This is a genomic window from Gynuella sunshinyii YC6258 (assembly GCF_000940805.1).
In the GTDB taxonomy this organism is placed as follows: Bacteria; Pseudomonadota; Gammaproteobacteria; order Pseudomonadales; family Natronospirillaceae; genus Gynuella; species Gynuella sunshinyii.
Map to the genome: position 1 here is coordinate 2,815,071 of NZ_CP007142.1, position 24,329 is coordinate 2,839,399.

The following is a 24,329-nucleotide window of genomic DNA, read 5'->3' on the forward strand; positions in this document are numbered from 1 at the left end:
GTCATTCTCCATTATGAATATTGAAAGCATTCAGCATGGTGCCCAGTTTGGCACCGGTCTCCTGCCACTCCGATTCCGGGTCTGAATCTGCCACGATACCGGCCCCGGCAAACAAACGAATGCGTTTTGCCTGAACCAGACCGCAGCGGATGGTGACCGCCCATTCACCGTTTCCTTCGCTGTCACACCAGCCAACAATGCCACTGAACAGGCCGCGGTCATGGGGTTCCAGTTCATCAATGAGTTGTTTTGCGGTCACTGCTGGCGAGCCGCATAACGCCGGGGTGGGATGTAGCAGACAGGCAATTTGTAATGCGTTGGTGGCCGGCTCTTTGAGTGTGGCTTGAATCCGGGTGGATAGATGCCAGAGATTGGATGTTTGTATCAGTTCCGGCTGGGCGGGAATATCCAGTTGGTCACATAGCGGGCTCAGTTGTGTCCGTAACGTATCGATGACCAGCCGGTGTTCGTGTTGATCTTTGGTGGATTGCCATAACCGCTGAGCATTGAGATGGTCCTGTTGTGGGTCTGCCATGCGCTTGCAGGTGCCGGCCAGGGGATTGGTTGTGATGCTGTTTTTTTGTTTGCGGACCAATAATTCCGGGCTGGCGCCAATGAGAGTATTGTTATTGCCGAGTGGTATGCGAAATTGATACACCGCAGGGTTTTGGACGATGAGGTTTTGTAAGATGGCATTGCAATCTACTGCCTGACTCAGGTCCAGTTCCAGTATGCGCGACAGTACGACCTTCTCCAGTTGCCCTTGTTTTAATCGTTGTACTGCTTCGCTGATCATGTTTTTGAAGTCAGAATGATTCGGTTGATAACGATATTCGCTGACTGTCAGCGGTTCGAGTTTGACCGACTGGTTGGTGTTGACCGCCATATGTGGCATGAATTCATACCATTCCGGAACGGTCAGAGCGGAGGGTTGTGAAACATCAAATGGGATTGCGCCAATGACGATCGGATTCTTCTGGCCTAGCTCTCTGGCTCTCTGAAATGCCTCTGCAACGGCCATCTGTAAGGGGCTGTCTTTGTCGACCCCACCTTCCGCACGGGCAGTAATATGCGCGATTGCACCTGATGTTCGCACCTTTCGATGTTCTGACATGAACAGGAATGTGGTGGGATCATTGGCAAGGATTTCGGCGAGATCCAAGTGTGACGAAGAGGCGAGAATATCCACAAGCTGGCTCCTGTTCATAAATTTTTAATGATTATAAGAATCATTATCATTAAAATAAAGAAGAGAAATGCGAAAATTTCATGCATGACATGTTTGCGTTGAATCTACTCACGGTACTTTTAAGGAACAATTGAGAGATTCCCCGGCGCGTTTTTCTGTCTCAGAACATTATTGATAGGGAGTCAAATTAAGGTGGTTATGTTAAACACGATCGTGAGCGTTGATGCCTGGAGTCGGACAGTAACGTTACTTACCAGCCGGTTCACCGTGTTGTGGTTTGTCTGCTTGCTTGCCGGTTGCCATTCTGCGAATGAGGATAAGAACTCAGCATTACCAGTGGCAGATATTGAAGGTTGGCCGCGAACTTTTTCGACCATTGCGGGAGAAGTCACTTTGAATCAGCCACCCCTTCGAATTGTCTCAACCAGTGTCACATTGACCGGGTCCTTGCTGGCGATCAATGCCCCGGTGATTGCCAGTGGTGGCACGAATGCCAATACCGCCGTCGCTGACCAGCACGGTTTTTTCCGGCAGTGGTCAACAGTTGCACAAGAGCGAGGATTAAAGCCGCTGTATCAAATGGAGCCCAACGCTGAAGCCATTGTCAGTGTGAACCCCGACCTGATTATTATTGCCGCCACCGGAGGTGATTCGGCACTAAAGCTCTATGATCAGCTGGCATCAGTGGCTCCAACCATGGTCGTCAGTTATGACGATAAAAGCTGGCAGCAACTGGCTCGTTTGTTTGGCGAGATCTCTGGTCACGAAGAGGATGCCGATGAACTGATCCGTGCTTACGATCAACGGGTTGCCCATGTACGTCAGGCAATACAGTTACCGCCGCAACCGAGTACAGCGCTGGTGTATTATGAGGATGGTAGTGGTGCAAACGTATGGACTGAGGAGTCTGCGCAGGGGCGGCTACTGGGAGATCTCGGGTTTACGCTCGCCGACATTCCGGAATCCGTACGTGGCAATGAGAGCCAGGGCAAGCGTCATGATATTGTTCAGCTGTCTGGAGAAAAATTTGCCGATGGCCTGAATGGCGCTTCATTGCTGCTGTTTGCGGCAGATGACACCATGATCAGTCAATTGAAGCAGAATCCTTTTTTGTCACATGTGTCAGCGGTCAGGAATGATCAGTTGTATGCAATGGGGCTGGATACTTTCAGATTGGATTATTACAGCTCCAGTCATATGCTGAATCAGATTGAGACGTTGTTTGCAGCTTCCATTCGCTGAAGTCGGTATCACAAATTATCAATGACGATATATTCACCCAGCTCTGTGGGTGGAGGAGGGGTGTCGCTTTGGTCCGTTAAGGGTATACCGAGATCGGCATTAGGGTCGATGGCACCATCGAGTAATGCCCGCTCCCGCAAGCCTTCGGCATTGACCTGCTCGGCAAAATATCCACTCGCCTGCATGGCTATTGTTTCGGGTCCGACACATGAGTCGGTACAGGGAGCCACAGCCAGATTGACCTCATCGGCATGCTCACCCGTAGCAGCCAGGTAAGGATCTGTGCTTTCAGGGTCAGCAGGTACGGGGGAGAGTTCGGTGAATTCTGTGACTACGGTGGCGTCGTTTGTTTCGGGCTCAGAACTGGCGTGTTTTTGATCTTGAGTGATCGTCGCTGTTTCAAATAAAGACTCTGGTGAGGAGGTTGGTGTAGCACGGCTGAGGGTATTTTCATGAAAGTCTTCCGGCGACTGATCATGAGGTGTTTGTGTTATCGGACGATACCAGAACAGAAAACCGCCAAAAATGATGGCTGTGCTTAAAATATAAATCTTTCCAGTGCCCATGATCTGCTCCCCTTTTTTTAACCCGGCAATATCTGTCAGATACAGCCGGGTCTGCGTGTGATGTCTCATCACACGATTGCTCGCATTGCTCAATCGATCAGTGTGATTTCACAGGTCGCATCATACTGGTTCCACGACAACAGTCCAAAGTTGCCATCAACATCGCCCAGGTTGGTCCAGTCTGCATACTTACCATCGGTAAAATAACATGCCCATGCCTGCTCGACATGCTGAGTGCCGTTATTACTGGATGTACCTGCGGTGTCGCCCACGGAGTCACGCCAGTTTCTGTTGTCAGGGTTGTAGAAAAACAATGTTTCCCGCGAAGCACGGCGGCGCAGTCCGTCCCAGTCATACATGGCCAGTCTGACTTCGCAGCCATCCTGATCACCACACAGTTCTATGACCTTGGATTCCGGAATGGTAACGGTCGTACCGCGAGTGGATTTGTCGGCAGTGTAGGTTACCCGATCCACTGCCTGGGCGCCTATGGATGTGGATGCTACGATGGCAGATGTAAATAACATCAGTGCTTGTTTTTTCATGGTGTAACTCCATTACTGGTGTGATAAAAATTTTTGACAGAGTAATTTTTGTCCGGTTAGGGAATCGCGTAAGTTGAATAATCGCTTTGATAACCCTGAGGGATTGTCCGATAAAGCTCTAAACGGAAGTTTGAATCTGATAGGTTTATTGCGAATTATTCGCATGACGTTAATTTTATTATTCTGGCAAATGTATGAGTCGAAGATTGTAACATGTATATGTCAATCAAAATTCCTGTACATTGGTATGATTTTTAAAGGTTTCAATAATTACGAGTGCTGATGGAGGAAATTATAAATACATCCTGCTTCAGATCCGTTGTGAATTATCTCTGGCGGCACAAATGCAACATCCGTGTTGCGACGAACTCATTTTAAATGCCCTGTTATTACCCTAATCAGGTACGGCAAAAATATAGTCAACTAATAAAGATAATTTTATGACCAAAAAAACAACATTGTGTCATGACAAAAAGCTGAGCGGATTTGTCCGTGCGAATAACATCGGGAAGGGAAGAGTGCACGGGGGTGAGTATGGATAAACATAAAAAGCGGAGCCGGTAGGCCAGGACTGGAAGATATATATTTTGACGCAGGTGTTCGCTGATCGGAAATAGCCGGGATCAGCCGCGGCGGTTCTGGCCGCTCAGGTGTATCACCGGATTATCCGAAAACAGGAACCGGTCATTTCCCATGTCGTCATCAAATGTACTGGCTTTGAATAGCATTTCCTTGGTGTTTTCCAGGTGTTGCCACATGGCGGTTTTGGCCGCTTCGGGGTCTTTGCGCAGTAGTGCTTTAAGCACCAGATCGTGATCATGGCACCAGCTGTCCATGTCTTTGTCTTCAATGTGTTCATGGAGTTTTCGCCAGTAAGGATTTTGTTCCCGATATGACCACATTTGTTCGATCACGCTGACGAGTACCGAGTTCTGTGTTGCCTTTGCTACCTGAATGTGAAACAGCTTATCCCATTCAGAGTCGCGGGCGCGGTCTTCGTTACGCGAAAGCTCCTGAATTTTCATGAGTTCCATGACATCCTGTTTGGTAACCTGGGTTGCCGCAAACTCAGCGATGTTGCTTTCAATTAACTGGCGTGCCTGTAGCAATTCGAATGGGCCGGCTGTCATCAGGGCGTTCTGCCCGGATGCTGTCTCAGGTTCATTCTGCTCATAACGGGAAGTATTGGATACCACGTGAATACCGGAACCCTTGATCACCTCTACCATGCCTTCGACCTCTAGCATGATGATGGCCTCTCTGACAACCGTCCGGCTGACAGCCATTTCCTCGGCCAGCAGACGTTCAGCCGGTAGGCGGTCGCCAACGTTGTATTCCTGATTCAGAATCCGTGTTTTCAAGTTGCTGGCGACTTTCTGGTAAAGCCTTTTAGGTTCTATGGTAACCATATGTTCCTCATGAACAGAATACTGTTGCCCATTCATCCGGCGTCACGGCATGAAGTTGCCTGATGTTCCAGGGACTCATAAACGCCTTTCGATTATAAATGTCTACGTGATTTATCAATCCGGTAATGTTGCCGGCCTGGCTGATCCGCCGGAAGTCGTTATCGATCTGCCTGCGGTTGACGGGCTTAAAGCACCGGCATTATAGGTGAAAATGGCAGGAAGGGGCAGGTGGATCTTCTGCCCCCTTCTGCGTCATGTCTTAATAGTCGCTAGTGCATGCCAAACAGACCGGGTAAAAACAGGCTGATCTGTGGAATATAAGTGACAGCAATCAGGGTGACCAACAGTGCCAGAAAGAATGGCAGCATTGGGCGGATCAACTCCTGAACTTTCACGCCGGATACCGAGCAGCCGACAAACAGAGCACTGCCCACCGGTGGTGTGCACAGACCAATGCACAGATTGACCACCATCATGATGCCAAAATGCACGGGATTGACACCCAGCTGGGTCACTATCGGCAAAAAGATCGGAGTGAAGATCAACACCGCCGGAGTCATGTCCATGAAAATACCAACCACCAGCAGGATCACGTTAATGATCATGAGAATGACGTAGGGGTTCTCAGAAACACTCATCAGGGCGTCGGCGATGGTGTAGGGGATGTCTGCATTGGTCATGGTCCAGGACATGCCCACCGATATGCCGATCAGCAGTAATACGATAGAAGTGGTTACCACCGCTTCAAGCATGATGCCGGGCAGATCTTTGAATTTCACTTCCCGATAAATCAGCACTGACAGAATAAACGTATATACCACTGCAATTGCAGAGGCTTCGGTCGCCGTAAACACTCCGCCGAGGATGCCGCCCATGACCACGATCACCAGCAGCAGACTCGGTACCGCGTCGATAAACGCGGCAAGTATCATGCGTGGCGTGGGTTTCTCGGAAACCGGATAACCGCGTTTACGGGCGATGACGGTGCCAACGGCCATTAATGAAAGTCCCATCAACAGACCGGGCAGATAGCCGGCCATGAACAGGGTAGCCACTGAGATACCACCGGCTGTCAGAGCATACACGATCAGCACGTTGGAGGGTGGAATCAGCAACCCGGTGATGCAGGAGGTTACGTTCACGGCGGCAGAATAGGCGGGGTCGTAACCGGCTTTCTTTTGCAATGGTGACATGGTGCCACCCACGGCAGCGGCAGCAGCCACTGCAGAGCCGGATATCGATCCGAAAAACATGTTGGCAAGTACGTTAACGTGCCCCAGGGAACCGGGCATCCGACCAACCAGTACCTGAGAAAAGTTAATCAGCCGCTGGGCAATGCCACCACTGTTCATCAAGATGCCGGCGAGGATAAAAAATGGAATGGCCAGCAGTGAAAAGCTGTCCAGACCTGTGGCCATTTTCTGACCCACTACAGCCAGAATGGTTTCCACCGGCAGCATCATAAAACCGGCGGCCAGCGAAGCCAGACCAATGGAAAAAGAGATGGGCACACCCAGGAAGACCAGTACAAAGAAAGACCCGAACATGACCAGTGCAATTGACCAATCCATTAACAACTCTCCTCGATCATGTCTGGCTGAGTAAACAGATCTATCGCTGCATCCAGAATAAATAACAGGCTGTAATAACTGATGATGCTGCCACTGATAGGCAGAACACCATAAACGTAAGCCATGGGCATTTGCATGGCCGGTGAAACCTGACCGGTGCTGTAAACCTTGGCCACTAAGGTCCAGCCGCCCCAGATCATGGTGCTGGAGGCAAACGCTAAAATGCACAGGTTGATGAACAATACGCTGACATGTTTACTGCGTCCGGCAAAACGACTGCTGAACAGATCAATGGCGAGATGTTTCTGCAGACCTGTGGTATACGCGGCCCCGAGAAGTCCGACCCAAATCATCGCAAAGCGGGCGATCTCGTCGGTAAATGTGCTGGGCTGATTCATGACGTAGCGGCTGAACACCTGCCAGACGACACAGACGACCAGGGAGGCCATGATCAGAATGCAGAAGCCGGCAATGGCATAATCGACCGGCTTCTTGAATGTTTGAAATCGCATAACGTTCTCCAGGGCAGAGGCTCAGGCCTCTGCCGGTGCTGATGACAGATTATTCGCCCGCGGCAGCTTCAATTTTTTCGAGCCACTCGGCTTTCACAGGATCGGCACGGAAATCGTCGTACAGTGGCGCCAGCGCCTCGCGGAATGCGGCTTTATCGACCTGAATGAATTTGGCACCGATTTGTTCGGCACGTTGCCGTGATTCCAAAACCACCTGATCCCAGAGTTCATGTTCATATTTTTCAGATTTTCTGGCGGCATCCGTAATGATCTGCTTCTGTTCATCATCGAGTTTGTTCCAGGTGCTGGTCGAGATCACCAGGAAATCCGGCACGGATGTGTGCTGGTCTTCGATGTAGTACTTTGCCACTTCCACATGGCGGGTTTGAACGTAAGAAGGTTCGTTGTTTTCGGCACCATCTATCACGCCTTGTTGCAGGGCAGTGTATACCTCTCCAAATGGAATCGGTGCGGGAGCGGCACCCAGCAGTTCAATCAACTTAATGGTAGTGGGCGTGGCAACCACGCGGATTTTCAGACCCTTCATATCCGCAGGCGAGTGAATTTCTTTCTTGGCGTAAAAACTGCGGGTGCCCGCTACGTATGCGGCAATCGCAGTGAAACCAATGTCTTTGGTTTCATTCATCAATTCCCGGCCAACAGGTCCGTAAATGACTTTTTCGAAATGAGCGCTGTCTTTGAAGACGTACGGCAGAGAAAAAATGGAATAGGCCGGTTGAAACGTTTCCATTTCACTGGCGCTGGCTTTGGTCATGTCCAGGGCGCCGTTTTGTATCAGTTCCAGAGTCTCGCGGGGACCACCCATCTGACCACCTGGATAAATTCTGAGCTTCATCTTGCCGCCGGATGCTTCGTCGATATCTTTGGCCATTTGTGCCAGCGCGCGGTGAACCACATGCGTGGTGTCCAGATTGTGGGCAAGTTTCAGAGTGACCCGTTCAACGGCCAGGCTGGCCGTTGATGCCAGTGCCAGGGGAACTGCGAGCATCAGGCTGGTAACCAGGTGTTTGGGATTTAGCTTCATGATTGATAGACCTCAGTGATTGTCATTATAGGTTCTGGGGTTTGCATGCAGAGTGGCGTTTCAGTGTGTTATTTTGAATTGGTATAACATCTTTTTTATGTATCAGGCGTCTTGTTATCTGATTTTAGGTGTTTACGCCTTTTTGGCTCAAAATAACACAGCATTGCTAGAGCTTTGATCCAGGCTTGCATGTTTTCAGCGGCAGATCATGTCATACCTGTTAGACCAAAAATTGATCTGGCTCAAGTTATATGACAAGTTTAGCGGAATAACAATCCTGTATGTGCGCTATATCGGCTTAAATAGATTAATCTGGTGGACATGACTGTGCCGATTTCTAATAATTGGTATAACAAATATAATTGAAAGCCGATTGGAGAAATCGCATGACTGCTTTTATCAACGATGATTTTTTACTTGAAACTGAGTTTGCCCGCCGCCTTTATCACGAGTTTGCCAAAGACCAGCCGATTTTTGATTACCACTGTCATTTGCCACCGGCACTGATTGCCCATAACCATCAATTTGAAAATCTCTATGAAATCTGGCTCAAGGGGGATCACTATAAATGGCGGGCCATGCGATCCAATGGCGTGGACGAGCGTTTTTGTACCGGTGATGCCAGTGATAAAGAAAAGTTCATGGCCTGGGCTGCTACGGTGCCACATACCATTGGCAACCCCTTGTACCACTGGACTCACCTGGAACTAAGACGCCCCTTTGGTATTACGAATCGCTTGTTATCGCCAGATACGGCAGAGAGTCTCTGGCAGGATTGTAATGTGCTGCTGCAGCAACCGGAATTTTCCGCCCGGGGTATCATGCAGCAGATGAATGTGAAGATGGTGGGTACCACCGATGATCCCATTGATGATCTTCAGGCACATCATCAAATTGCAGAAGATGACGAATTTGGCGTTAAGGTGTTGCCGAGCTGGCGCCCGGATAGATCCTTTAACATCGATGCTCCGGGATTCGTGGACTATATCGATACTCTGGCGCAGGTCAGTGATACTCATATTGCCTGTTTTGCTGATCTGACCCAGGCGCTGAGCCGGCGGATGGACCATTTTGCGGCGCATGGCTGTCGTATTTCCGATCACGCTCTGGATACCGTTCCTTATGCCGAGGCCAGTGAGGCTGAACTCGACATTATTCTCAATGCCCGTCGGCAAAATCACCCTTTGAACACTCATCAGGTAGATGCATTCAAGACCGCCGTGTTGTTGTTCCTGGCAGCAGAATATGTGCGTCGCGGCTGGGTGCAGCAGTACCACATTGGCGCGCTGAGAAATACCAACAGCCGCCGGTTGGCCGAGTTAGGGCCGGATACCGGCTTCGACTCCATAAATGACACCGTGATTGCAGCGCCGCTGGCGAAACTGCTTGATGCGCAGGAGAAGACAAATACGCTCCCCAAAACCATCCTCTATTGTTTGAATCCCAGAGATAACGAAGTGCTCGCCACCATGATCGGAAATTATCAGGGTGATGGTATCCCCGGAAAAATGCAGTTTGGTTCCGGCTGGTGGTTCAACGATCAAAAAGATGGCATGCAACGGCAAATGACCCAACTGGCACAGCTTGGTTTACTGAGCCGTTTTGTGGGCATGCTAACCGATAGTCGCAGCTTTTTGTCTTATACCCGACATGAATACTTCCGTCGAATTCTCTGCAACATGATCGGTGAATGGGTGCAGAAAGGGGAAGCACCGGCAGATCTCAAACTGTTGGGTAGTATGGTGGCAAACATCTGTTTTGGTAATGCGGAACGTTATTTTGGTATTGAACTGTCAAACCGCTGATAACAGATTTCTTAAATGGCCGGCAATCTCACTTTGATTGCCGGATGATTGCTGGCGCTGCAATCAGCTGAGGTGAGAACATGACCATGGACAGGTTGCTCAACAACCCGGCTGAGGTGGCGTTAAGTCTAACGGATATATACAGGTATGGTTATGGTAACCCTCAATCGTTCTGCTTTCCCCGGTGCAAGCTATCCGGAAAAAATAATTCAGTTTGGTGAAGGAAATTTTTTACGGGCGTTTATCGACTGGCAGCTGGATATTTTAAATGAGCACACGCCACTGAACGCCGGCGTTACGGTGGTACGTCCCATCGATACTGATTTTCCGCCCTCTCTCAATCTTCAGGATGGGCTGTATACCACGGTCATTCGTGGTATTGATGATCAGGACGAGGTAGTGCGGCAGTCCAGGATCATTCGTTCGGTCAATCGTGAGTTAAGTATCTACGCTGATTATGCTCAGGTGATGGAAATCGCCCGTTCGGCCGAATTGAAAATGGTGTTTTCCAATACCACAGAAGCGGGTATTACCTATATTGAGACAGACCGGTTTGAGGATGCGCCTCCCGTTAGCTATCCAGCAAAACTGACACAGTTTTTTTATGCCCGTTATCAGCATTTCAATGGCATGAGTGATAAAGGTCTGGTGTTATTTCCCTGTGAACTGATTGACTACAATGGCGAGCGGTTAAAGGAAATCATGCTGCAATGCGCCACGCAATGGCAGTTGGGTGAAGGCTTTATCGATTGGCTGGTGACGGCCAATACCTTTTGTTCAACCCTGGTTGACCGGATTGTGACTGGATTTCCGAGATCCGAACACGAGGAGCTGCAACAGCTGCTTGGTTATCAGGATCAGTTTCTGGATACCGCTGAATATTTTTATCTGTTTGTAATACAAGGGCCACAAAGCGTGCGTCAGCTGTTGTGCCTGGATCAGCTGCCGGCGGATGTCACCATGAATATTCTGGTGGTTGATGACATCAAACCTTATAAAGAACGCAAAGTGGCTATCCTCAATGGTGCACACACAGCGATGGTGCCAGTTGCCTATTTGGCCGGTATCGACACAGTCGGTGAGACGATGCAGGATGCACAACTGTTCGAATTTGTTGAGCAGACGATCTTTTCCGAAATCATCCCGACGCTGGATTTACCCGAAGATGAACTGGTCTCATTTGCCAGCGATGTATTGAAGCGCTTTGGTAATCCATTCATTCAGCACCAGCTGACCGCCATCGCACTGAACAGCATGACCAAATTCAAAACCCGTATCCTGCCGCAACTGTTGAAGTACCAGCAGATGAACGGTCAATTACCTTCCCGGCTGGTATTTTCTCTGGCGGCGTTACTGGTGTTTTATCGCGGGTTGCGTGGATGCGAAACCATCCCACTGCAGGATGACGAACATTGGTTAGTAAGCTTCAAACAGCTTTGGACACAACCGACCGATATCCCTGCGCTGGTGCAGGAAGTGCTGTCATTAGAGAGTCATTGGGAACTTGATCTGACCACCATTCCGGGGCTGTCTGAAAAAGTGAATACCTACATTAACGCGATTCTGGCCGATGGTTTGCGCCAGGCGCTGAGTGCACTGTGAGGTGGCTATGAATTCATTCATAAAAATTCATCCCCTCGATAATGTGGCCGTGGCGCTGACAGAATTGACCGCGGGGCAAGTGTTGGAGCTTGAAGACCAACAGGTAACCCTGCAACAGGATATTCCCAAAGGTCATAAATTCAGTTTGCAGGTGATACCGGCCGGTGCGAATGTGATCAAGTACGGCCATCCCATTGGTCATCTGCTGGTCGATATCGAACCGGGTTGCTGGGTGCATCAGGACAATCTGAAAACAAACCTTCAGGATCTCAATGAATATCGCTATACCCCGGAGCTGGGTGACATCGCTCAATCTCTAGGGGATCGTGAAATCAATATTTACCGACGTAAAGATGGCCGACCCGGTATTCGTAATGAGTTATGGATCATCCCTACGGTCGGTTGCGTAAATGCGGTTGCCCAGCAGATGAAACGTGCGGTTGAACGGTCAATGGATTTGTCTGCGATTGATGGCATCCATGTATTGAGTCATCCATACGGTTGTTCGCAGCTGGGTGAAGATCACGAAAATACCCGTGTGATTCTGCAAAATCTGGTGACTCACCCCAACGCCGGTGGCGTTCTGGTGGTGGGGTTGGGTTGTGAGAACAACCAAGTCTCCCGGTTTCAACAGACCTTGCAGGATTACGATCCTGAACGGGTGGACTTCATGGTCTGTCAGACTCATGAAGATGAAGTGGAGGATGGTTTTCAGCGTCTGGTCAAACTGGTTGAACGCATGCAACAGGACAAACGCGAACCCGGCAAACTGAGTGAGCTCAGTTTTGGTTTGGAGTGTGGTGGTTCCGATGGCTTTTCCGGTATTACCGCCAATCCGCTGCTCGGTCGCTTCTCCGACTATGTCACCGCTCATGGCGGTACCTCTGTTTTGACAGAAGTGCCGGAAATGTTTGGGGCTGAACATTTGTTGATGGCCAAGTGTGCCGATGAAAATGTTTTCGCCAAAACAGTTTCCATGGTCAACGATTTTAAACAATACTATATCGATCACCAGCAGCCGGTGTATGAAAATCCGTCACCTGGAAACAAGGCCGGAGGAATTTCCACTCTGGAAGAAAAATCTCTGGGATGCACTCAGAAAGCCGGCAGCAGTACCGTGATGGACGTATTGAAGTATGGTGAGAAGCTGCATCGTCCCGGCCTTAACCTGTTGAGTGCCCCTGGTAATGATGCTGTGGCAACGACTGCGCTGGCCGCTGCCGGATGTCATATGGTGTTGTTTACGACCGGTCGGGGCACGCCATATGGCGGTCCGGTTCCGACGGTCAAAATTGCCACCAACTCCGCTCTGGCAAACAAGAAAAAGCATTGGATTGATTTTAACGCCGGCACCCTGTTGGAAGGCGCTGTCATGGATGAGTTGTTGGCAGAATTCGTTGCGTTGATTGTCGATATCGCCAATGGCGGGCAGACCTGTAATGAACGTAACGAATTTCAGGAAATTGCCATTTTTAAAAGTGGTGTGACATTGTAGTGGAAGGTATCCCGCCTGTATCACAGGTGGGATCTCTGCATCGAGGAAATATGGGTATTGATGTTTTGATGTCTGCGCTAGAGCCCCTCAGGCAGTTGTATTTGCAGCATCCAGTGGCCCAGAGTCTGGGAATGGTAGCTCTGATTACCGGCTTTTTGGCATTCGCACAAAAAGATGATCTCCGTTTGAAACAGTTTTTAAGTGCCTATTGTGCTGTGATTGGTCTTCACTTCCTGCTCATGGGTTCTTATCCCGGTGCAATCAGCGCCTGGGTCAGTGGTACCCGGGCGTGGGCATCGCGGCGGACTAACAGCCTGGTATGGATGTTCGCATTTATGCTGATCAATATTGTTCTGGTGGTTCCCGGAATCACCGCCTGGATTTTTGTTTTGCCGCTATTTGCCGCCTGTCTGGGCACTTGGGCACTGTTTCGCGAAAAAGGCATGCGGATGCGCTTCATGATGATGATTGGCACGGTCTGCTGGTTAACCCACAACATGGCCATTGGTTCTATTGGAGGAACCATCATCGAATCCAGTTTCCTGCTGATTAATGCCAGCACGCTCTATCGGCTCTGGCGCGAACAGAAAACGTCTGTGGTTGTCAAATAACCCTGGTTGATCCGTTAATTGCCTTACATCCCAGCAGAAATATTGCGACGGTGTGATCAAGGTTCCCAGTGCCGCTTGAGCGTGTTTTCCAGCCGGGTGAACAAAGTGGTCTGATGAATGACCCAGCCACCGATAAAACCGATCACGCTGCCCAGCAAAATATCGATCATACGAACCGTAATCAGATCGTCCGGGCTGGTGCCCAGATTGCCGAATTCAGCAAATATGACGGTGATGGGAGTAATGAAAATAACGGCTAACCCATAATTTCGTGGTACCAGAGACTCAATCATGAACTGTATGAGCATCGCCAAAAGCGCCAGCTGCAATGGTGTCAGCGACAGGGAAAAAATACCCCAGGCGAGAAACATACCGATGACCGTGCCAACGATGCGATGAATATTACGATGCCAGATCATCCGGAATGTCGCGCCCTGTAAAATGGCCGCGCAGGAGATAGGCACCCAATAAGCGTTGTGCAGTTGCATAAGCTGAGCAATCAGCATCGAAATCCCAACGAATATTGCGATAACAGACGCTTCCAGAAGAATCGCGGTCATGTGTTTCTGGTCTGGCGTGATCTTGGTTTTAGCCGGTTGAGTACCCACCAGAAGGCCGTAAATTAACGCCAGTAAGCAGGCAACCATGCCACCGATGGTGACCACTCCGATCTGGGCGGGCAGCTGTTCCGCCTGAAATGGAACCACAGTGGCGATACAGGTAATCAGGATAAAAAAGAAACTGCCGGGTGGCGGTATGCGATACAGGCGGCAAATGACAGTAATTAATAATGTGACGATGGTGAGTATCAGCGGGGATAAAAACGGAAACAAGCTGGCCGTCAGACCCAACGTAAAACACACGGAAAAACCAAATGAGCATACTGCCAGTACTGTCATACGATGCAGAATTCCGGTATTGGGCATGTATAAAATAACCATGCCGCCAAGAGCGGCAAGCACCGAACTTTCGAAGTGTCCAAAGTGGGCACCAAATAACATGGGCAGGCCGACACTCAACGCGGCCAGCAATCCCCAGTGCCATGGCACATCCACCTTATTAAAGGTAAGCAGGCTACGTAGTTGGATAACAAACTGTTGGACGGCGGATGGTTTTGAATTCAAGATTAAAACACCATAACGAAATTTTGCTGCAGTATACTCGAAAGGCGAGGTGATCGCGCAGTGTCACCATGCAAATTGTCAGTACAGCTCTTCGAGCCGGGATAATATGGCGATAGCGATAGTACAGAAGCCTCTTTGAAAAACAGAAATTGCTTAAATACCGGTTGGAAAAAGAGCTGTCAAAAAAACAGCAGTACATGTACCTGGATGATCGCGAAATGTCGGAAACACCATCAGGGACTTGTTTATCACCCGAATTTTGTTATTTTCATACTAACCGGTCACCGGAGTTGAAGGAAACGTGAACCTTACTGAACTGCTGGTTCTGGCCAGTAAAAATGAGTTGAGTGAACGGACCGCCATCGAACACGCCAGGTCACATAATCTGACCCTGGCTCAGTTTGCCAACATGTTTGCATTGGCGTTGGCACAAAGTTATCGGGAACAGCGCTATGACTTTGCATTCTGCGACAATGCCGCCAACTGGTTATTCGGGTTTATGACCGATGAGACATTTTTGGCATCGAATAATAATACTCTGCCATCCCCAGCCTATGATGTTTATCTGGCGTTTGATGCCGGCGAGTACCATCATCGTGGAGACGACAAGGACGTCGTCGCGGAAGAAAAATACACCAAGCCTTTGATTCTGGAAATTTTATCCCGGCAATATGTCTAACGCCTTACCAGTGTTGAACACCCTACCACAAAACCGACTCCAATCCGTGTAAATGTTTGGCAGTATCGTGTCCCGGTTATGATATTTTCGTATCCTGATTGTTCATCCTGAACAGTGGTAAAAAAAATATGGGCGACTATGCAAATCTTTTCTGGGGAATCCTGTTTGGTTCCATCGGCTTTGGCTACTTCCTGTATGGTAAAAAGCAAAAATCAGTGATTCCCTTTGTCAGTGGCATTGGTCTGATGGGGTTACCCTATGTGGTTGATAACAATGCCATCATGATTGGACTGGCCGTGGTGCTGATGCTATTGCCAAAATTCATTGCCATCTAAACCGGTGTCAGGCGAATACCAGTCCCGTACCAATCACCACCAGTAATGCACCTGCAAAAGAATAAATATTGGGTGGCTTGCGAGTGATGTACCAGAGAATGGGCAGCAAAATAATCGGCGTGGTCGCCGACAGGATGGCAACCGTTCCAACGGGTGCGAATTTCATCGCTGCCAGCAACAGGGTCATACCAACCCCCATACCAAAAATGCCACTGGCGGTAATATGCAGTACATCGCGTCGGTTCAACTGCTTATCCCGGTACTGCTGTAACAGCGGTCCTCTGCTGCTGGCGGTTACCAGTAGTGCGACAAATCCGATGCTAACCCGAATGGCTGAAGCAAACACCGGATCGAAGCCCTTCTGAATCACTGGTTGTGCGATCAGCGAGCCAATGGATTGAAACAATGCGGCACCCAGTCCGGCGACGACGCCCCAGATCCAGCCATCATTCTGATGATCCCATGACGAGTTCAGATTCTTGTCGGTATCCCGGAACATCAACGCAATCAACACGCCACTGAACACCAGCGAGACACCCACAAAATTGGAAACCTTATGGTTCTCACCCAGCAGTAAAAACCCCACCAGAAACGTCATCGGTGCATTGGTTGCAAACAGCAGGCCTGCCAGGCGTGGTCCCAGTTTTTTAACACATGTGAACAACAGCGTATCGCCGAGGAAAATACCGGTAAAACCAGAGACCAGTAAGATAGAGATATCACCCAGAACCGGCTGTCCCCAACTGTTGGTCAGCAAGACATAACCAAACAGCATGCCGCTAATGATAAACATCCGCAGCATATTAAAATGTATGGCTCCGAACTTTCGTACCGGTCCGGTCGACAACATACTGCCAATAGCCCAGCAGGTAGCTGCCCCGAGCGCCAGCATGTAACCGAGAGCGGCGTTGGTTTCCATGATCTACACACTCACAACAAGAAAAAAGGCAGCGCAGCATACGGCAATCCCGCCACCGGTTAAATACCCCAATGCCGGTTGATTCGAGACAACAACACATGCCCCTGAATGCAGTCTGTTGGCGGTTGAGTCGAGTGGTTGATTCTCATCGAAACTTCGAGTGATTTGACAGGGATGGGCAGGGCCCGGAGGCGCTGGTTCAGTTACCCTTCCCGGACGGTTCATTGAACAGTATCCTGTTTGAAAACAGGTCAGTCACTGTAAAACAGCGGTCACCCCACGGAGCCAGCTCTAACGCTGGTTGATTGTATTTATAAGGCCTCGAAGAGATTTCGGCAAACAGCGTGTCCAGATCCTGCACATTGATAAAAACCTTGCTTCCCGGTGTACAGTCACCGGAGTGCTCACTCAAATGAAATACCAGGTCGCCTTTGGATACCTGCATGTAGACGGGAGCTTCCGGCGCGAAGCGATGCTCCCAATCGAGGGTCATATTCAAAAAACCAAGATAGAATTCTTTGGCGCGCATCTCATCAAATATTCTGAATACGGGAATTGTCTGGCATTTCATAACAGATCCTCAAAAACATATGTTACCGGGGTAAACAATACGGGTTTAGAAGCCTTTTTTCAGAATGTTCCTGATCCTTGCCTTGACCGAAGGAGCTTCATCCTTCATCGCCATCTCAAAGAACAGTCTGGTTTCATCTTTGTGCTCAGGATATTGAACAGCTAACTCGTAAAAACCATTGTAGGCCCATGCTCTGATAAATTTATTTGTATCCATCAGACAATCTCTCAAAAAAAACTCGACAGTGCTTTTTTCAGACTGATCAATGGGCATATATGGCATGCTTTGAAGAACGTGTAGCTTTGCTTCCCAGCTTTCGAATTTTGGTGCCAGTTTATAAAGAGTGGTGATGTGGTGCGCATCCAGCGGATATTGTTTTTCAAGGTGATGCTTTAAAAGCCATGTGGTTCCCTTTTCAAAGCGGGCATGACCGCAGAGCTCAATGAGGTCCGGCATGAAACTGTCTGTTTGGCTGTAACGATGATAAATATTACTGATGTCATCTGCAGATTTTTCATCCCAGCGTTCAAGTGCTTGTGTAATACTCATAACCTGACCAGGCCTCAAGTCTTCTGCTGATCGCAGTTGGCGATCAATGTTCGATCATCGTAGCCATTGTACTGAAAAAAGCAACGCGTGGTTTCCAGTACGGATATGAATAAAAAATGTTTCGCAGTGCGTTTATGCGCTTGTGGATTCAATCTTTTTTTATCGGCTCAAAATTACCTTCAAAAGCACCACCAATGCTGGCGGGTGATATAACCTATATCGTAGTGACTGAACGAGGGTCTGATGACCCAAGTACTCACTTATGCCTTTTGATAACACATAGTCAGCGAGTTAACAGATCAAATAACCAGCTCCCATTTTTCTTCCACCAGGTCGCGGCCCCAAATCGTGTGGGCCTTGGTTTCGGTCAGCTCAAAGCCGGATTTTGTATATAGATGACGAGCCGCATCAAGATTTTTGATCGTCCAGAGTAAAACACCTTGATACCCGGCCTGGCGACAGAACAGTAAGGCCTCGTTGATCAATTTATTACCGAGCCCCATCCCTTGAGAGCCCGGATCAATCAAAAACCATCGGAGTTGGGCGATCTCTGTATTCTCTACCTTAGTAACCGCAATGGAGCCGATGAAGCGATCATTCAGTTCTGCTACCCAAAGCCTGTCCCGCGACACATCATAGCCATTCATAAAGCGGGTCAGACCTTCAGAAACATACGCCTCAAACGACATATCGAACTGATAATGCTCGTTATAAAACAACGCATGTTGTCGAATAACCTGTCCTGCGTCTCCGGGGCGATAAGTTCTTATGCTAAATAAATTCGAAGTGGCTTTATCTGCGCCCAGCAGCGTCTCAATCGATTGCATGGCATCAATCAGCTGGGTCTGTTGATCAACAGAAAGGCCGGACAATAACGACTCAATTTGATGGGATGACAGCTTCTGGAGTTGTGCCAACTCCGATTGTCCCGACTGACTCAGGTGAAGTATTTGTTTACGGCTATCCGTTTTGGAAGGGGATTTGACAACCAATCCCTGACCCTCCAGTCGCTTAAGCGTTCTGCTTAGCTGTGCGGGATCCAGATTCAGCTGCTTGACCAGATCCTGCGCCACCGGCGAATCCTGATCACCGATCTCAAACAGAATTCGTGCCTCAGAGAGTGAATATTGGCTATAGGGTAATGTGCGACCCAGTAAATCCAGGATGCGGGTGTAGAAACGATTAAACTTCCTGATGCGCTTGATTCGCTGAGCTAATGTCGTGGGAGAGACAGGCATGGCACACCTCCAGGCTATCAACATGAGCGCAAGCATTGAACATGTGGTTGATTAAGTCAAATATTTATTTGATAGAGTCAATAAAATATCCAAACCCCTCTGGCCTCACGCCAACATCGGTCTTTTTCGGTGAGAAGCGATGTGTTGACCATAGTGAAGGAAAGGGGCTTTTTGCGGGCCTGGCGCTGCAATCATCCGCGCGCAGCCGGCGTGGCCGGCGCCTGGTTGATTGAGGTGCCAGGATCACTGACTTGCAAGGTGCAACAAATATTCGAGTGTGGGGCGCTCCAGAGGTAGCGCATTATGCGCAGGGTTGATGACCACACCATCATAGGTATCGCCTTGCAGCGCAAAAGACCAGGCCTGCTGGCCAGGTAATATCCACCCGGAAACCTGTTGATCGGTATATGCACCCAGCGCCTGCCAGTCTGTGAACAAGACCAGGTAGTTCTTACCGTCGTTTTCAGCCGACAAGACCCCAAAAGTACTACCCTGTTCAATGGTTTTCTGGTTCTCTTCATTCGATGATATTTTAAGATTTTCCGCGAACATGGCCGCCAGGTAATTTGCCTGCAAAAGTTGCTTTAGCAACTCATCTTTTGCCTCATCTGAGCCTTCGCGGGCGACACGTTCCATGGCTGCGACCAACACCGGATTTTCGACCGCCTTATTAACGTCGATGTTTGATTCTTCCTGGGTCATCTTTTGCTTGCTCCTAATATAATGGGCGTACCTTGGGTTTAATTATGATGATCACAATGAGATTACTGCTAAACCTGGCGTGTTATTGGGTGTTTTACGTCCAGTAGTCATGGCCAAGCGCTGCAGATAATTTTTGAATTAAAGCAGGCACATCTGTCATGAGAGCCTTGGCTTGCTGGCGGATAGTAACTCGATCAAATTTTACCTGGTAGTGTATTTCTTCATAATCAGGATCCCATTCCCGCGCATATATCAGATCATCCCTTGCGGCAATATCCAGTGCCCAGCCTTGGTCTATATCCCTGTAAATATTGCCATCTTCCACAGAAGTTAAATGATCCAGAACATTCTTGCCCTCTCTGAAGTGGTCATGCCAGGGAAAACTGATCACAAAGTCTGAATTATAAATGACGGGTCGATTCCAAAAGTGAGTACTTTGGGAAATATCCTTCCCATACTCAGCGTATTTTTGAACAACGTCCCGATAATGTTTTATCAGCTCTTCTTCATGACCAATTACATCGCATGAGAGAATAAAGCTCCCTGACTTCTTCAGTTCTGGCTGATACAGCGACACTCTCATTGTTTCGTACTGCTCGGGCGTGAGGCCATTTTCAGGCCCGAAATAAAAACTGTCGCATGCCATAAAGCCGATATCTACTTTCACATCATTCTGAAATGTTGCTGATTGCATCCAATTATCCATAACCTTTAACTCCGTTTTATTGATAGTGCACGATCATTGACAGCTCAAACACATCAAAGCGTAGTAGCCGTTGTCGAAAAAATGTTGGTTTACTGGTTAATCATCGGTTTCTGGTGCATAAAATTGACTCCATTGCTGCCATCAAGAACGATGGTTCTATGGCAATACCCGCTACATAATAAACGGTTAGGTGTGATAACCATTTTAGAAATAAGATCTTCGGCGGAGTTTCCTGGCATTTTTTCATCTAAGGGGGCTCGGAAAAATAGCAATAGTTATAATGCCAGTTAGGAAGTGCCACTCGCAACACCGCAGTTTACTGAAGTAAATGAGGATGTGAGACTGGCGCTGACTGCGTCCTGCGCGAAAATAGGCCATTTTTCAGAGGTGCCCTAGTTAAAGAAACTCATGGAGTATCTGTTTTGATAATGTGCAGGACATAATTCAAAATGGTTTTGTCCCGCATATAGTTGATCAAAGTTCTATTCCGGATTCATTACGTGTTATTCCGAGAGGACAAAACCCAGGACACTATGAAATTGTTCCCAGGCCAGGAGCGAATTTAACACCTCAACAATTTATTGATGCTTGCAGTCGCATTAAATGTTCAAAATAGGTTCATAATGAGTACATACGAATTAAGATTACCGAACGACTTTTCTGACTATGAATGGGAAGTGAAGTCAAAAGGCTGGTTTAATGGTGCTGTGGTAACGTTTGAAGGTGAGTTATATAAATTAAGTTTTTACGATCCTACAAGGTTGTCACAAGAGATCAAAGATGAGTTGTTGAGCGAATCGGTTTTTTTTGAGAATAACTTGTTAGTAGTCAAGACAGTTGATCGTTCTCATATTGAAAATGCAGTAAATTCTTTAGTAATCTCGGGGAAAATTAGCTATTTGAAAGCTGAGTAATGAGAAGTAATAGAGACTCATTCATTTTTGAATTGAATAGCTCATAAAACCCACGTCAACAACAGCCCCAACTGGGGCTGTTGTATCCTGAAGGCCAAATCAGATAGCATTAAACAGTATTTAGTTTGCTAAAGTCCATCTGGCGCAATATAAAGAGCGATATAAAGGACACCCAAAAACTTGTTATCTATTGGTGGCAAGGATGCTCCGTATAATATGAAATTGCTTGATACAGCACTCATAAGATGCATCATCAATTTTATAGGCCGTGGGATTAATTGAGTTTGAAAACTAAAAAATTATTAGTGGCGTTTAACCCTGATAAGCCAACTGCTAAATCCTGTGATTTTTTATTGCCTATTTTTGTTGATAGTGTGCCGAAGTTTTTAGGTTTGTCTTCTTATAAGTTGTTCGACTATGGAGTGGTCGTTATGACTGGAAAAGAGGTAACGGTTAATGAGGTTTTTGTTAAGTTGGTTGATTCCGGCAGAAAGATTGAAAATGTAGATCAAACTTTGGTCTCTATAGCGAAGTACTTTGAGCTCTTAAAGGAATTCAAAATTAGCAATGTGCTAAGGCTTGTTGATGAGTCTTTGGCTTGTACTGGATATAGTTTAGAAAAAACTGGCCTCAGGGCATCAGAAAAGAAAAATGGGTTACCGTAAAATTAAGCGATAAGTAAGGACATCTATTTAAATAGAAACATTCAGCCCGCACTCGCGGGCTTTTGCTCATAACAGCAAAGAAAATAAAAAGGACATATATGGACGCCTCCGGACTGTCAAACAAAATCTACCCAATCCCTTAATACTGAGAGACTTTCATTCCCAGGGCCATACAGGAAATCAATGGTGGTGTTACGACCCTTCAAAGCATCACGGCAGATGCCCAGGGACGAATTGATCAACTGGGCAACTGGCGCTACCAGTGGAACCAACGCCACAACCTGGTATCGGCGCAAAGCCCATCAGGAAAGACTGCTCAATTTCACTACGATGGACAAAACGGACTCGTTGCCAGACAGAATGACAACCGCACCGAACGCTACCTGCGTGATGATCAGCATAAAGTTCTCGCCTCACACAGTACCGATGGTGAATACAGCCTTCACATCTATCTGAACGGCCAGACCGTTGCCAACCTCACAGGCAGCGATACCCAGACAGAAACCGTTGAATACATCCACAGCGACCTCGCCATGAATCCCATCATGGCCACCGACGCCAGCGGCCAGATGGTCTGGAGTAAAGACTACGACCCCTACGGCAACGAAGGCAGAGTGACAGGAGACGGGGACACCCGCGAACTGACATTCCACCACCACCAACGCATCGCCGATGCCGGACTCGTGTACGTCGGAGCGAGATGGTACAGTCCCAGACTAAGGCGGTTTATATCCCCAGACCCGGTCGGAGTGCCCGATGCAGCTGTGACCGGTGTGAATCGGTTCCATTATGGATTGGATAATCCGTTGGCGTATACGGATCCGGATGGGGAGTTTGTCCAGTTCATTGTGAAATTTGCCGTGGACGTGGCGATTAAGTCAGCGATTCAATACGCGACGACTGGCGAAGTCGACCTGAAAGACGCTGCCACCAGTGCAGCCATTGGCATGTTCAATCCTGCCAAAACCCTTCAGCGCGCGAATAAGCTGATGGGGATTACCAGTAAGGCGATTAAGTCGGGGGAATGTTACAAAGGGAACAAAGAGTCTTTATCACTATACTGACGATGCAGGCCTCGATGGTATTTTAAGTTCGAAGAAATCCAATCCTTCGTTGAAAGCTAATAATCCCAAGGATGCAAGGTTTGGAGATGGGCAATACCTGTCCGATATAGCCCCTGGGACAAAATCGTGCGCACAACTTTCAAGGTGCTTTATTGGCCAGCCGTTCCAAGGGAACAAATTCAAGAACTATGTAGAGGTCGATGTTAAAGGCCTAAACGTTCAGAAAGGTAGGGACGGTGTGTTTGTAATTCCAAATGATAAGCCTCTCGATTTGACAAATAGAATTCGTGGCAGCGGAGCGAACTAGATATGCAATATTTAAAAATCAAGTGGCTACATGAATTCGAAGATGAGCCAGTCCTGATTTATAGCGAGCTGACTGATGATCGTTCAGAGATTCGTAAAGTCGAGGTGTTCCCAAATGGTGATTATGGCTATGCTTATGACGGTGGAATTAAGGGTACGACACAGTTGTCTGAAACACCTTTGCCAACAGAGCAAGAAATTGCAAGCGACCCACAATTTGAACCTAGAGTGATTGCGAAAGAGGAGTTTAATGGTGTTTGGGAGAAAGCTGTCTCAAGTTGATGCTTTGTTGTTCCAAAGAGGGGAGATACCGTATCGATTTTCAAAGCGCCACAGCGGGGAAAGGGGGCTAACCAATATAAAAATGGCTATAACACAAAGGACTTCTGTGATGCTGATCAATGCTCTTACTTTGCTAAGGAGAGATCTCTCGCTGAGGACTATGCCAAGCATTATGGTGACGGGGTTATAGAGCTCAAAATTCCGAAAGATGTGTATAACTCTAGAATGAAACAGCACGAATACCTATATCAAGGAGGGCCTCGTACAGAGCCGCCTGTTCCCCATAGCGAATTCGATGTGCTTAATAGTGCAGAGAGTCGGCACAAATGACCAACATAACCTGGGAAGAACTTAAGAAGACACTAGAAGTTGGGGCCTTAATTACGGGTACGATCACCAGGCATGAACCCCATGGCGTGTTTGTAGACATAGGATATGGGTATGATGGCCTCATACAAATAACTGACTTCAAGGATGAAGGTGTAATGACGCCCGAAGAGTATCCAGTTATCGGTAAACAAGTGCAGGCGAAAATATTGGGATTTAAAGATCATGGCTGTCAGGTATGGCTGGGAGTAAAACCTAGCCAGATACATTAGGCGCAGGACATTTTTTTGTTTAGCTGTGGTTTAATGTTGCAAAGAGTGGGTCTAAACTTTTAGGACATACCAGAATTGGCCACA

Annotated in this window: 28 protein-coding genes; 14 read left to right on the forward strand and 14 right to left on the reverse strand. The window is 48.1% G+C overall.

Annotated features, from left to right (window positions below; genetic code table 11):
- Position 1: 1 nt before the first annotated feature.
- Complete coding sequence (locus tag YC6258_RS12345; protein WP_082070684.1) at positions 2-1,189, reverse strand: isochorismate synthase; 1,188 nt, start codon at positions 1,187-1,189, stop codon at positions 2-4.
- Between the two features lie 198 nt (positions 1,190-1,387).
- Between YC6258_RS12345 and fepB the strand changes: the two genes are divergently transcribed.
- Entirely contained in the window at positions 1,388-2,431 is a 1,044-nt protein-coding gene (gene fepB / locus YC6258_RS12350) for a Fe2+-enterobactin ABC transporter substrate-binding protein (RefSeq protein WP_082070685.1), read from the forward strand.
- Between the two features lie 8 nt (positions 2,432-2,439).
- On the opposite strand, the gene YC6258_RS12355 is transcribed toward fepB, so the two are convergent.
- From YC6258_RS12355 to exuR, 3 genes are all read right to left on the reverse strand, one after another.
- The gene (locus YC6258_RS12355; RefSeq protein ID WP_044617262.1) at positions 2,440-3,066 is read right to left on the reverse strand and encodes a hypothetical protein; all 627 of its coding nucleotides are present in this window, start codon (positions 3,064-3,066) and stop codon (positions 2,440-2,442) included.
- Between the two features lie 20 nt (positions 3,067-3,086).
- On the reverse strand, positions 3,087-3,542 hold the full coding sequence (locus YC6258_RS12360; protein ID WP_044617263.1) for a hypothetical protein: 456 nt from the start codon (positions 3,540-3,542) through the stop codon (positions 3,087-3,089).
- A 623-nt stretch (positions 3,543-4,165) separates the two neighbouring features.
- Entirely contained in the window at positions 4,166-4,951 is a 786-nt protein-coding gene (exuR, locus tag YC6258_RS12365) for a transcriptional regulator ExuR (RefSeq protein WP_044619993.1), read from the reverse strand.
- Between the two features lie 49 nt (positions 4,952-5,000).
- On the opposite strand from exuR, the gene YC6258_RS30255 reads away from it, so the two are divergent.
- A complete protein-coding gene (locus YC6258_RS30255; protein WP_169748963.1) occupies positions 5,001-5,156 on the forward strand; it encodes a hypothetical protein in 156 nt (51 codons plus the stop codon).
- A gap of 64 nt (positions 5,157-5,220) precedes the next feature.
- Here YC6258_RS30255 and YC6258_RS12370 read toward each other — a convergent pair whose 3' ends face one another.
- From YC6258_RS12370 to YC6258_RS12380, 3 genes are read right to left on the reverse strand one after another with little or no spacing between them, the layout of a single operon-like run.
- Complete coding sequence (locus YC6258_RS12370; protein ID WP_044617264.1) at positions 5,221-6,522, reverse strand: TRAP transporter large permease; 1,302 nt, start codon at positions 6,520-6,522, stop codon at positions 5,221-5,223.
- Positions 6,522-7,034 (reverse strand): TRAP transporter small permease, encoded by a 513-nt coding sequence (locus tag YC6258_RS12375; protein ID WP_044617265.1) that lies wholly within the window; start codon positions 7,032-7,034, stop codon positions 6,522-6,524. The genes YC6258_RS12370 and YC6258_RS12375 overlap by 1 nt, the downstream gene beginning before the upstream one ends.
- Before the next feature lie 49 nt (positions 7,035-7,083).
- Entirely contained in the window at positions 7,084-8,079 is a 996-nt protein-coding gene (locus YC6258_RS12380) for a TRAP transporter substrate-binding protein (RefSeq protein ID WP_044617266.1), read from the reverse strand.
- A gap of 386 nt (positions 8,080-8,465) precedes the next feature.
- Here YC6258_RS12380 and uxaC point away from each other — a divergent pair, with 386 nt between their 5' ends.
- The 4 genes from uxaC to YC6258_RS12400 all read left to right on the forward strand — a co-directional run bounded on the left by uxaC (position 8,466) and on the right by YC6258_RS12400 (position 13,592).
- The gene (gene uxaC / locus YC6258_RS12385) at positions 8,466-9,884 is read left to right on the forward strand and encodes a glucuronate isomerase (RefSeq protein WP_044617267.1); all 1,419 of its coding nucleotides are present in this window, start codon (positions 8,466-8,468) and stop codon (positions 9,882-9,884) included.
- Between the two features lie 153 nt (positions 9,885-10,037).
- Positions 10,038-11,486, forward strand: coding sequence for a tagaturonate reductase (locus YC6258_RS12390; RefSeq protein WP_044617268.1), 1,449 nt, complete (start codon positions 10,038-10,040; stop codon positions 11,484-11,486).
- A gap of 7 nt (positions 11,487-11,493) precedes the next feature.
- On the forward strand, positions 11,494-12,981 hold the full coding sequence (locus YC6258_RS12395; protein ID WP_044617269.1) for a UxaA family hydrolase: 1,488 nt from the start codon (positions 11,494-11,496) through the stop codon (positions 12,979-12,981).
- Positions 12,982-13,031: 50 nt separating this feature from the next.
- A complete protein-coding gene (locus tag YC6258_RS12400; protein ID WP_144407628.1) occupies positions 13,032-13,592 on the forward strand; it encodes a YgjV family protein in 561 nt (186 codons plus the stop codon).
- 56 nt (positions 13,593-13,648) lie between these two features.
- Here the strand turns inward: YC6258_RS12400 and YC6258_RS12405 are convergent, their stop codons facing one another.
- Positions 13,649-14,716, reverse strand: a complete 1,068-nt coding sequence (locus tag YC6258_RS12405) for an FUSC family protein (RefSeq protein ID WP_245627049.1) — start codon at positions 14,714-14,716, stop codon at positions 13,649-13,651.
- A gap of 301 nt (positions 14,717-15,017) precedes the next feature.
- On the opposite strand from YC6258_RS12405, the gene YC6258_RS12410 reads away from it, so the two are divergent.
- Together YC6258_RS12410 and YC6258_RS12415 are read left to right on the forward strand one after the other, a co-directional pair.
- Entirely contained in the window at positions 15,018-15,395 is a 378-nt protein-coding gene (locus tag YC6258_RS12410) for a hypothetical protein (RefSeq protein ID WP_052830244.1), read from the forward strand.
- A gap of 128 nt (positions 15,396-15,523) precedes the next feature.
- On the forward strand, positions 15,524-15,730 hold the full coding sequence (locus tag YC6258_RS12415) for a hypothetical protein (protein WP_044617271.1): 207 nt from the start codon (positions 15,524-15,526) through the stop codon (positions 15,728-15,730).
- A 7-nt stretch (positions 15,731-15,737) separates the two neighbouring features.
- Here the strand turns inward: YC6258_RS12415 and YC6258_RS12420 are convergent, their stop codons facing one another.
- From YC6258_RS12420 to YC6258_RS12445, 6 genes are all read right to left on the reverse strand, one after another.
- Positions 15,738-16,649, reverse strand: coding sequence for a DMT family transporter (locus YC6258_RS12420; RefSeq protein WP_052830245.1), 912 nt, complete (start codon positions 16,647-16,649; stop codon positions 15,738-15,740).
- 199 nt (positions 16,650-16,848) lie between these two features.
- Positions 16,849-17,220 (reverse strand): glyoxalase superfamily protein, encoded by a 372-nt coding sequence (locus tag YC6258_RS12425; protein ID WP_044617272.1) that lies wholly within the window; start codon positions 17,218-17,220, stop codon positions 16,849-16,851.
- A gap of 45 nt (positions 17,221-17,265) precedes the next feature.
- On the reverse strand, positions 17,266-17,787 hold the full coding sequence (locus tag YC6258_RS12430; protein ID WP_245627050.1) for a hypothetical protein: 522 nt from the start codon (positions 17,785-17,787) through the stop codon (positions 17,266-17,268).
- 281 nt (positions 17,788-18,068) lie between these two features.
- The gene (locus YC6258_RS12435; protein WP_044617274.1) at positions 18,069-19,007 is read right to left on the reverse strand and encodes a bifunctional helix-turn-helix transcriptional regulator/GNAT family N-acetyltransferase; all 939 of its coding nucleotides are present in this window, start codon (positions 19,005-19,007) and stop codon (positions 18,069-18,071) included.
- Positions 19,008-19,250: 243 nt separating this feature from the next.
- The gene (locus tag YC6258_RS12440) at positions 19,251-19,709 is read right to left on the reverse strand and encodes an SseB family protein (RefSeq protein ID WP_044617275.1); all 459 of its coding nucleotides are present in this window, start codon (positions 19,707-19,709) and stop codon (positions 19,251-19,253) included.
- 94 nt (positions 19,710-19,803) lie between these two features.
- Positions 19,804-20,415 carry a hypothetical protein gene (locus tag YC6258_RS12445; protein ID WP_044617276.1) on the reverse strand — a complete coding sequence of 204 codons (612 nt, stop codon included), beginning with the start codon at positions 20,413-20,415 and terminating at the stop codon, positions 19,804-19,806.
- 623 nt (positions 20,416-21,038) lie between these two features.
- On the opposite strand from YC6258_RS12445, the gene YC6258_RS12450 reads away from it, so the two are divergent.
- The 6 genes from YC6258_RS12450 (at position 21,039) to YC6258_RS12475 (ending at position 24,245) form a co-directional block, all read left to right on the forward strand.
- A complete protein-coding gene (locus YC6258_RS12450) occupies positions 21,039-21,329 on the forward strand; it encodes a hypothetical protein (protein ID WP_044619997.1) in 291 nt (96 codons plus the stop codon).
- A gap of 284 nt (positions 21,330-21,613) precedes the next feature.
- The gene (locus YC6258_RS29765; RefSeq protein ID WP_144407629.1) at positions 21,614-21,994 is read left to right on the forward strand and encodes a hypothetical protein; all 381 of its coding nucleotides are present in this window, start codon (positions 21,614-21,616) and stop codon (positions 21,992-21,994) included.
- A gap of 242 nt (positions 21,995-22,236) precedes the next feature.
- Positions 22,237-23,058, forward strand: coding sequence for an RHS repeat domain-containing protein (locus tag YC6258_RS31490; RefSeq protein ID WP_483788294.1), 822 nt, complete (start codon positions 22,237-22,239; stop codon positions 23,056-23,058).
- 19 nt (positions 23,059-23,077) lie between these two features.
- Positions 23,078-23,365, forward strand: coding sequence for an HYD1 signature containing ADP-ribosyltransferase family protein (locus YC6258_RS12465; protein WP_044617279.1), 288 nt, complete (start codon positions 23,078-23,080; stop codon positions 23,363-23,365).
- 2 nt (positions 23,366-23,367) lie between these two features.
- The gene (locus YC6258_RS12470) at positions 23,368-23,646 is read left to right on the forward strand and encodes a DUF6881 domain-containing protein (RefSeq protein WP_044617280.1); all 279 of its coding nucleotides are present in this window, start codon (positions 23,368-23,370) and stop codon (positions 23,644-23,646) included.
- A gap of 326 nt (positions 23,647-23,972) precedes the next feature.
- Positions 23,973-24,245 (forward strand): S1 RNA-binding domain-containing protein, encoded by a 273-nt coding sequence (locus YC6258_RS12475; protein ID WP_044617281.1) that lies wholly within the window; start codon positions 23,973-23,975, stop codon positions 24,243-24,245.
- The last annotated feature ends 84 nt before the right edge of the window (positions 24,246-24,329 follow it).